The organism is Propionivibrio sp. (genome assembly GCF_029255185.1).
Lineage (GTDB): Bacteria > Pseudomonadota > Gammaproteobacteria > Burkholderiales > Rhodocyclaceae > Propionivibrio.
The window spans coordinates 41,443-49,104 of record NZ_JAPUVO010000102.1 but is presented as its reverse complement, the minus strand read 5'-3'; the positions used below and the strand labels follow the sequence as shown (position 1 = coordinate 49,104).

Below are 7,662 nucleotides of genomic sequence, written 5' to 3'. Positions count from 1 at the left end.
TCGTCGTCAGTCGTGTTTCGTTCATGTTGATCACCATCCTTGCCATGATCAACCTACATCTCAATTCACCCGCAATTGCTTTCCTTCAGGCTCATTCCTGGGTGGAAATACGTGCCTCGTTCAGGCTCATACCACGTTGGACAAGGCTCGTTGTTGCAGAGGCAATCCGATTCGGGTTAAATGAAGCCATCGCCAATCGGGCGTTTACGAAGGTCAGGGAAGACTCCATGAAAATTGATATTGAACGCCTTGGTTTGACGAATGTCACGATTGATCCGGAAAGCTTGTTTACCTTCCCCGAGGGCATTGCTGGTTTCGAGAACTGCAAACGCTTCAAGCTTTTTCATGAGGAAGGCAAGGCGACCGCAGCCAAAGTTTTCTGGTTGCAGTCGGTTGATGATACGCAGGTCATGTTCCCGATTGTCGCACCTGAAGCGCTCGACATTGAATATCAGATCGAACTCTCGGATGCCGATTGCGCGCTGGTCGGACTGCAAGCCCCTGAAGACGCGGCGGTGGTGGTGGTCGTTTATCGTGACCAGGCCGCTGGCGGAAAAATCGCGGCCAACACCCGTTCGCCGGTGATTCTCAATCTAAAAAGCCGCAAGGGGATGCAGAAGGTACTTCAGGAGGTTCACCCGACCCTGCTGTATCGCGCCCGCTGAGCTCAGGGCAATATTGGCATAGAAGCCGACAATTTCCACACCGAAAACATTCGCCAGTTTGGTGTTGCTGATGTACTTCTTTCCGGGGATCACCTCCTGCTTGCCAGAGCACGTGGCGGACTGATTCATGACTATGAAAATTCGCCTGCTGGCACTGGGGGATTCGGCGTGGACGGTTGAGTTCGGAGAGACCATCGATCCAGCGTTGCATGCCCGAGTGCTCGGTCTTGCCGCTGCGCTTGCGCAGGCACGCGCGGCGCTGGGCGAGGGTGGAGCATTTTCAGGAGTGGTCGACGTGGTGCCCACCTTCAGGTCGCTGACTGTGTATTACAACCCGTTGCTCAGCGACGGTCAGCATCTTGGCGAAGAGCTCCTGCGCCTGGCTGCAGTGGCCGGGACGGTTAGCCAAGGCGGGCGTCACTGGCGAATTCCGGTGTGCTTTGACGACGAGTTTGCACCCGACCTCAATGGCTTGGCGCAAAGCAAGGGATTGAGCCGAGAGGCGGTCATTTCACTGGTGACTGAAGCGAACTTTCGGGTCTACATGATCGGTTTCATGCCCGGCTTTCCCTATATGGGTGGCCTGCCTGCCGTTCTTGAAGTTCCCCGCCTGGCGACGCCGCGCAAGGTCGTGCCGGCGCGTTCGCTGGCCATTGCCGGAGCGATGTGCGCCGTTTATCCATGGGAGAGTCCCGGCGGCTGGCGTCTGCTTGGCCGCACCCCGGTCCCGATGTTTTCGGTGGCGGACCCGATATCGCCGTCGTTGCTAAACTCGGGAGATTGCGTTTGCTGGCAGGCGATTGATCGGCCGCTTTATCTGGAGATGGAAGCTGCGGCCAATGCGGGTGTGCTCGATCGCAACAGCCTGCTCCTGGCGCCGGGGGCACTCTGATGTCGGGGCTGGTTGAGGTCATTGATGGCGGCATCGGTAACAGTATTCAGGATGCTGGTCGCTTCGGCTTCAGGCATATGGGGATCGCCGTCTCCGGTTGTCTGGATTTGCTACTTGCCCGCTGCGCCAATGCGCTGGTTGGCAACGCACCGGACAGTGCCTGCATCGAGATTCGAGCTGTCGGCCCGGCGCTTGAAATAAAACATGGACGGGTGCGCATGGCGCTGGCCGGTAATCTTTGCGCAACGCTGATGCGCGGTGATGGCCGTTCGCGCCAGCTTCTGCCGTGGATGAGCCTGACGCTGTTCCCTAAAGACCGCCTGGAAATTGACACGCTGACGGGTGGAACGGCGTATCTGGCCGTGACTGGCGGCATCAGATCACCGCTACAACTGGGCAGCCGTTCGACCTACCAGCGAGCGATGATCGGCGGTATCGATGGCCGTCAGCTGGCGACCGGCCAACTGCTGCCCTGTGCCACCCAGGAGCACCGGCAGTATCATGAATCCCAGTCCGTGCCGTGGGCCTATGCTGATGGCCCGATCCGCGTCATGCCCGGTCCACAGGAAGAGTGCTTCAAGCCCGAATCCATGCAGACCTTTCTCCGTGCCGAGTATCGGGTGAGCGCGCAACAGGATCGCATGGGCATGCGTCTGCAAGGCCCCAGCCTTGTACATGTCACACCGCAGGCGGCCGACATTGTTTCGGACGGCGTGACGCCGGGAGCCATACAGGTGCCGGGCAATGGGCAGCCGATCATCCTGCTCGCCGACTGTCAGACGGTGGGCGGCTACCCCAAGATTGCCACGGTCATCAGTGCTGATCTGCCGCGTCTGGCGCAATTGCAGCCAGAGCAGATGCTCCGCTTCTGCGCTGTCAATGCTGCTCAAGCCAAGGCAGCTCTGCGCGCAAGGGAAGCGCAGTGGGAGACGTGGGTGAGCGGCATCGCCTTCGGCCTGGCAAATGTTTCGGCGCTTTACAACGACCCGACCGCGGGCTGGGATTGTGCAGGCGAGTAAGCCATTGAGGAGGGTGAACGATGAGCCATGTGCTTAACCTGAATTCCGATCTTGGCGAGAGCTTTGGCGCGTGGGCCATGGGCAGTGATGAGGCGATGCTGCGTGTCGTCAATTCGGCCAACGTGGCGTGCGGATTCCATGCCGGCGATCCCTTGGTGATGCTCACTACGGCAGCTCTGATCAAGGACTGTGGCGTGAGCCTGGGCGCCCATCCGGGGTTTCCGGACTTGCAGGGTTTCGGTCGCCGCCGCATGGATATTCCGCTGCCCGAACTGGAAGCCATGCTGATTTACCAGATTGGTGCCCTGGATGCCTGCGCCCGTGCGCAGGGCGTTCGTGTCACGCACGTCAAGCCGCATGGTGCGCTGAACAACATCGCCTGCGTCGAGCGCAAGGTCGCCGACGCGGTGGCGCGCGCCGTGCATTGCCTTGATCCGTCGCTGGTCCTGCTGGCGCCGGCGGCATCGCAGTTGATCTATGCAGGTCGGGAGAAGGGGTTGCCGGTGGTCGAGGAGATTTTCGCCGACCGCGCCTACCTTGATGACGGCAACCTGGTACCACGTAGTCAGCCGGGGGCGGTGATCCACGGCGCGCAGGCCAGCCTGCAACACGTCATGCGCATGGTCGAGGAGAGCGCACTGATCTCGATCAACGGCAAACGCATTCCGGTCAATCCGCAGAGCATCTGCGTGCATGGCGACAACGCCGACGCGGTAGTAACGGCGCAGGCGATCAGGGAAGGTCTGCTCAAGGCCGGATTCAGGCTGGTCGGCATTCCGGAGTTCTTCTGATGCGCATCGAGCGCAAAAAAAGGCAGCCTTGGCTGCCTTTTTGTGAACGCTGCGAAAACTTACTTCACGCGAGCGCGGTACTCGTTGGTGCGGGTATCGATTTCAATCTTGTCGCCGATTTCAACAAAAGCCGGAACCGGGAGCTCAAAGCCAGTGGACAAACGGGCCGGCTTCAGAACCTTGCCTGACGTGTCGCCCTTGACGGCCGGTTCGGTGTAAATGACTTCACGCACAAGGCTGTTCGGCAGTGCGACCGAAATGGCCTTGCCCTCGTAAAATACGACTTCGCAGGGCATGGCTTCTTCGAGATAGCTCAGGGCGTCGGCCATGCAGTCGGCCTCGATTTCGTACTGGTTATATTCAGCATCCATGAAAACATACAGCGGATCGGCAAAATAGGAGTAGCTAACCTCCTTGCGGTCGAGCTGGACGACATCGAATTTGTCATCGGCGCGATAGACGGTTTCGGACGGCGAACCGGTCAGCAGGTTTTTCATCTTCATTTTGACGACCGAAGCGTTGCGACCGGATTTGCTGTAGTCAGCCTTGAGGACAACCATCGGGTCGTTGCCGACCATAAATACATTGCCTGCGCGAAGTTCTTGAGCGGTTTTCATAGTGCGTTCCGATAATGACGAGGAAAATTTAGCCGGGCATTATAACTTGGAACGGCTGAAACGAACCAGACTGCTGCATAAATCTTCCTGTTTTGACCGATTTATCGCCCAAGTCTCGGCGTGGCTGCGCAGATCGGGAAGCGCAGCTATCCACTGCGCCCATACGTCGGGTGTTATCCGGTCACCACCGTTCCAAGCCAGGTGAAGCCGGCGAAGCGCTTCGCCGGTCGCTTCGGGCAGGTCGGTGCAATACAGCTTGAGAAAGGCGTCAAGTTTGACTCGATGAGCATCCTCGTCCTGCGGGTAGATTTGCCACAGCATCGGCTTTGCCGCCCACTGGGCGCGCACAAAAGAATCCTCGCCACGCACAAAATTGATGTCGCACGACCATAGCACGCGGTCATAATCAGGCTGGGTGACGAAGGGCAGCATGCAAATTTCCAGATTGCCCCGGTGGATCACATCGCCGGCCTGCAAGGTCTGGCCAGCGAATGACTCAATAGTCGACAGCGTTTGCGTTATCGGCGCAAGACAACAGACAGGCTCCTTGCCCTGCGTCCAGATGGTCAGCAGATCGATAATGGCCGGATTGGCATAGGCAAACAAAGAGATGACTAAAGCCTCAGAGGAGGGGGGGGGCTGACCCAGCCTTGCCCAAAAATCGTCCTGCTGCCCAGGCGAAGCGCAGTACGCCTGGCGATCTTTCTGCAAATTTCTTTCGCGCAGCAGGCCCCCGGTTGTTTCACTGAAGCCGGGGAAGAAGAAATACTTGGTTAGCGGCAAACGTGAATGTGGCGAGGGCAGGGCGTGGCAGCCAGAGACCCAGGCTTCAGCACTCAGGTAATCAAGATTGATCCAAACCGGTGTTGGTTTGAGTTCGGCCATGGCTGCGGTGAATGGCTCCGGCAAATGGCAGGCAAAGGCTTCAATGACCACGTCGCCAGGAACGACGTCTGGAAAATCAGTTCTCCAGTGCCGCACCTCAATCCCCTGCACATGCTGGCTGGAGAGGTGCGGATCGATCCCCGGGCAGAGCCGATGAAAAGCCGTCAATTTATCGACCCACAGGCGAACCCTGAAACCATGTTCGGCAAACAGCTGCCGTGCTAGACGCCAGCAAACACCGATATCGCCATAATTGTCGATGACGGTGCAGAAAATATCCCAGTCAGATTGTCTGGCAGGGGAGGGCATGGATGGCGGGAGGTAAGCACGTGATAACATCAAAGTCGACATCCTAACCGCTCATGCCCATGGACGAGACGTACGACGCCAAAGATCTGTTGGCCACGCTGACCGAGTTGCCCGGCGTTTACCGCATGCTTGACGCCAAGGGCAATGTGCTCTACGTCGGCAAGGCGAAGAACCTGAAAAAACGCGTTGCCTCGTACTTTCGTCAGAACCATCCGAGTCCGCGCATCGCCTTGATGGTGGCGCAGATTGCCAGCGTGGAAACCACCGTGACCCGCTCGGAAGCTGAGGCGCTGTTGCTCGAAAACAACCTGATCAAGAGCCTCGCCCCGCGTTATAACATTCTTTTTCGTGATGACAAGTCTTATCCCTATATCGTCATCACTCGCGACAAACAACCTCGCCTCGGCTTCTTTCGCGGCAACACGAATCGCACAGCGGATTATTTTGGCCCTTTCCCCTCATCGCTTGCCGTGCGCGAAAGCATCAATCTCCTGCAGCGGATGTTCCGCCTGCGCACTTGCGAGAACTCGGTGTTCAACAATCGCTCGCGACCTTGCCTGCTCTACCAGATCAAGCGCTGCTCAGGACCCTGCGTCGGCCTGATTGCACCCGAAATATACGCACAGGACGTCCAGATGGCGACCCTGTTTCTGCAAGGGCGGCATCAGGAAGTGATCGGGCGACTCACCGAGGCCATGGATCAGGCCGCCACGGAACTCGCCTTCGAGCAGGCAGCGCTTTATCGCGACCAGATTCAGTCTCTGCGCCATGTGCAGGACAAGCAGTACATCGAAAGTGAGCGGGGCGAGGACGTTGATATTGTCGTCGTTGTGGAGGAGGGCGGAATGCTCTGTGTGAACCTCGCTATGGTGCGCGGTGGCCGGCATCTAGGCGACAAAACGCAGTTTCCGAGCAATGCTGCCGACAGTTCGCCGCTTGAGGTGCTTGCCGCCTTCCTGAACCAGCACTACCTGGCGCATCCCATTCCGACTCGCATCTACCTCAATCAGGTCCTGCCTGATAGCGAAGTCGCCGCGGCACTCGCTGAACTGGCCAAGCGCCCGGTGCCCATGCTTGTGCCACGACTCACGATGCAAAAAATGTGGGTGGAAATGGCTGAGCAGAACGCCAGGCTGGCAATTCTCGCTCGCCGCAATGTGCTTTTGCGACAGGAGTCGCGACTTGAAGCGCTGCATGAGTTTCTCGCTCTGGATAGCGAAGAAGGCAAGGAAATCCGTATCGAGTGTTTCGATATCAGCCACACCCAGGGCGAATCGACTGTTGCGTCCTGCGTCGTCTACCAAGGCAATGGAATGCGCAAGTCGGACTACCGCCGTTTTAATATTCATGGCATCCAGCCAGGCGACGACTACGCCGCCATTCGGCAAGCGGTGCTGCGCCGTTATGAAAAGGTCGCCAGCGGAGGCAGTGTCGCCCCGGCGCTGATTTTGATCGATGGCGGCAAAGGGCAGCTTGGCTCCGCTTTATCGGCTCTGGAAGAACTCGGACTAGCGCATTTGCCGATGCTCGGGATCGCCAAGGGTGAAGCGCGCAAGCCCGGACTTGAAATCCTTGTTTTCGCTGACGGTCGCGAACCGGTACAATTGGCAGCGGAACATCCTGCGCTGCACTTGCTTCAGGAAATTCGCGACGAGGCTCACCGCTTCGCGATTTCCGGTCATCGGGCGCAACGCAGCAAGACACGACGAACTTCGCGACTTGACGAGATTGCCGGCATTGGACCGAAGCGACGCAAGGCGTTGATTTCTCATTTCGGCGGCTTGCAAGGCATCTCGAATGCAGGGGTTGACCAACTGACAGCGGTTCCTGGCATCAGTCGGGATCTGGCCGAAATAATCTATACGGCGTTACATTGATGCCTTTCAACATACCGATTTTTCTGACCTGGCTGCGCATCCTTCTGATTCCCTTGATGATCGGCATCTATTACGTTCCCGGCGCATGGATTAATGGCATCGGCCGTGATCTTGCCGCCATGTTGGTTTTTGTCATCGCCGGCTTGACCGACTGGCTGGATGGCTATCTGGCAAGGCGCTGGAACGAAACATCGGCGTTTGGCGCCTTTCTTGATCCGGTTGCCGACAAGCTGGTTGTCGCTGCTGCACTGATCATGCTGGTTCAACTCGGCCGGCTGGACGCCGTTCTTGCCGCAATCATTATTGGCCGCGAGATCACCATTTCCGCACTGCGTGAATGGATGGCGCAGGTTGGCGCGCACAAGAGCGTCGCCGTGTCGATGATCGGCAAGATCAAGACTGCCGCTCAGATGATTGCCATTCCCTTGTTGCTTTATCATCAACCCATCAGTCGTTTTGACGTGCAATACATCGGGACTTGGCTGATCTACGTTGCCGCTGTGCTGACCCTGTGGTCAATGGGCTACTACATGCGAATGGCCTGGCCACATCTGGCCGAGCAGAGCAGGAAGCACTGATCCAGACAACAAAGTAAGGCAAAGTCGTT

General features: G+C 57.9%; 8 protein-coding genes. 6 read left to right on the top strand and 2 right to left on the bottom strand.

Annotated features, from left to right (window positions below):
- Positions 1 to 227: 227 nt before the first annotated feature.
- The 4 genes from fliW to Q1J43_RS08905 all read left to right on the top strand — a co-directional run bounded on the left by fliW (position 228) and on the right by Q1J43_RS08905 (position 3,367).
- A complete protein-coding gene (gene fliW, locus Q1J43_RS08920; RefSeq protein ID WP_301102125.1) occupies positions 228 to 665 on the top strand; it encodes a flagellar assembly protein FliW in 438 nt (145 codons plus the stop codon).
- 127 nt (positions 666 to 792) lie between these two features.
- On the top strand, positions 793 to 1,557 hold the full coding sequence (pxpB, locus tag Q1J43_RS08915; protein ID WP_301102124.1) for a 5-oxoprolinase subunit PxpB: 765 nt from the start codon (positions 793 to 795) through the stop codon (positions 1,555 to 1,557).
- A complete protein-coding gene (locus Q1J43_RS08910; protein WP_301102123.1) occupies positions 1,557 to 2,576 on the top strand; it encodes a biotin-dependent carboxyltransferase family protein in 1,020 nt (339 codons plus the stop codon). The genes pxpB and Q1J43_RS08910 overlap by 1 nt, the downstream gene beginning before the upstream one ends.
- Before the next feature lie 20 nt (positions 2,577 to 2,596).
- The gene (locus tag Q1J43_RS08905; RefSeq protein WP_301102122.1) at positions 2,597 to 3,367 is read left to right on the top strand and encodes a 5-oxoprolinase subunit PxpA; all 771 of its coding nucleotides are present in this window, start codon (positions 2,597 to 2,599) and stop codon (positions 3,365 to 3,367) included.
- A 59-nt stretch (positions 3,368 to 3,426) separates the two neighbouring features.
- Here the strand turns inward: Q1J43_RS08905 and efp are convergent, their stop codons facing one another.
- Entirely contained in the window at positions 3,427 to 3,984 is a 558-nt protein-coding gene (gene efp, locus Q1J43_RS08900) for an elongation factor P (protein WP_301102120.1), read from the bottom strand.
- 39 nt (positions 3,985 to 4,023) lie between these two features.
- Complete coding sequence (earP, locus tag Q1J43_RS08895; protein WP_301102118.1) at positions 4,024 to 5,208, bottom strand: elongation factor P maturation arginine rhamnosyltransferase EarP; 1,185 nt, start codon at positions 5,206 to 5,208, stop codon at positions 4,024 to 4,026.
- Between the two features lie 23 nt (positions 5,209 to 5,231).
- Between earP and uvrC the strand changes: the two genes are divergently transcribed.
- Together uvrC and pgsA are read left to right on the top strand one after the other, a co-directional pair.
- The gene (gene uvrC, locus Q1J43_RS08890) at positions 5,232 to 7,055 is read left to right on the top strand and encodes an excinuclease ABC subunit UvrC (protein ID WP_301102116.1); all 1,824 of its coding nucleotides are present in this window, start codon (positions 5,232 to 5,234) and stop codon (positions 7,053 to 7,055) included.
- Entirely contained in the window at positions 7,055 to 7,633 is a 579-nt protein-coding gene (gene pgsA, locus Q1J43_RS08885) for a CDP-diacylglycerol--glycerol-3-phosphate 3-phosphatidyltransferase (protein ID WP_301102115.1), read from the top strand. Before uvrC ends, pgsA begins: the two co-directional genes overlap by 1 nt.
- The last annotated feature ends 29 nt before the right edge of the window (positions 7,634 to 7,662 follow it).

What these genes read in the sequence shown, in the direction of transcription:
- earP (WP_301102118.1), bottom strand. Translation starts at nt 5,208, where the DNA reads ATGTTATCACGTGCTTACCTCCCGCCATCCATGCCCTCCCCTGCCAGA.
- pxpB (WP_301102124.1), top strand. Translation starts at nt 793, where the DNA reads ATGACTATGAAAATTCGCCTGCTGGCACTGGGGGATTCGGCGTGGACG.
- efp (WP_301102120.1), bottom strand. Translation starts at nt 3,984, where the DNA reads ATGAAAACCGCTCAAGAACTTCGCGCAGGCAATGTATTTATGGTCGGC.
- pgsA (WP_301102115.1), top strand. Translation starts at nt 7,055, where the DNA reads ATGCCTTTCAACATACCGATTTTTCTGACCTGGCTGCGCATCCTTCTG.
- fliW (WP_301102125.1), top strand. Translation starts at nt 228, where the DNA reads ATGAAAATTGATATTGAACGCCTTGGTTTGACGAATGTCACGATTGAT.
- uvrC (WP_301102116.1), top strand. Translation starts at nt 5,232, where the DNA reads ATGCCCATGGACGAGACGTACGACGCCAAAGATCTGTTGGCCACGCTG.
- Q1J43_RS08910 (WP_301102123.1), top strand. Translation starts at nt 1,557, where the DNA reads ATGTCGGGGCTGGTTGAGGTCATTGATGGCGGCATCGGTAACAGTATT.
- Q1J43_RS08905 (WP_301102122.1), top strand. Translation starts at nt 2,597, where the DNA reads ATGAGCCATGTGCTTAACCTGAATTCCGATCTTGGCGAGAGCTTTGGC.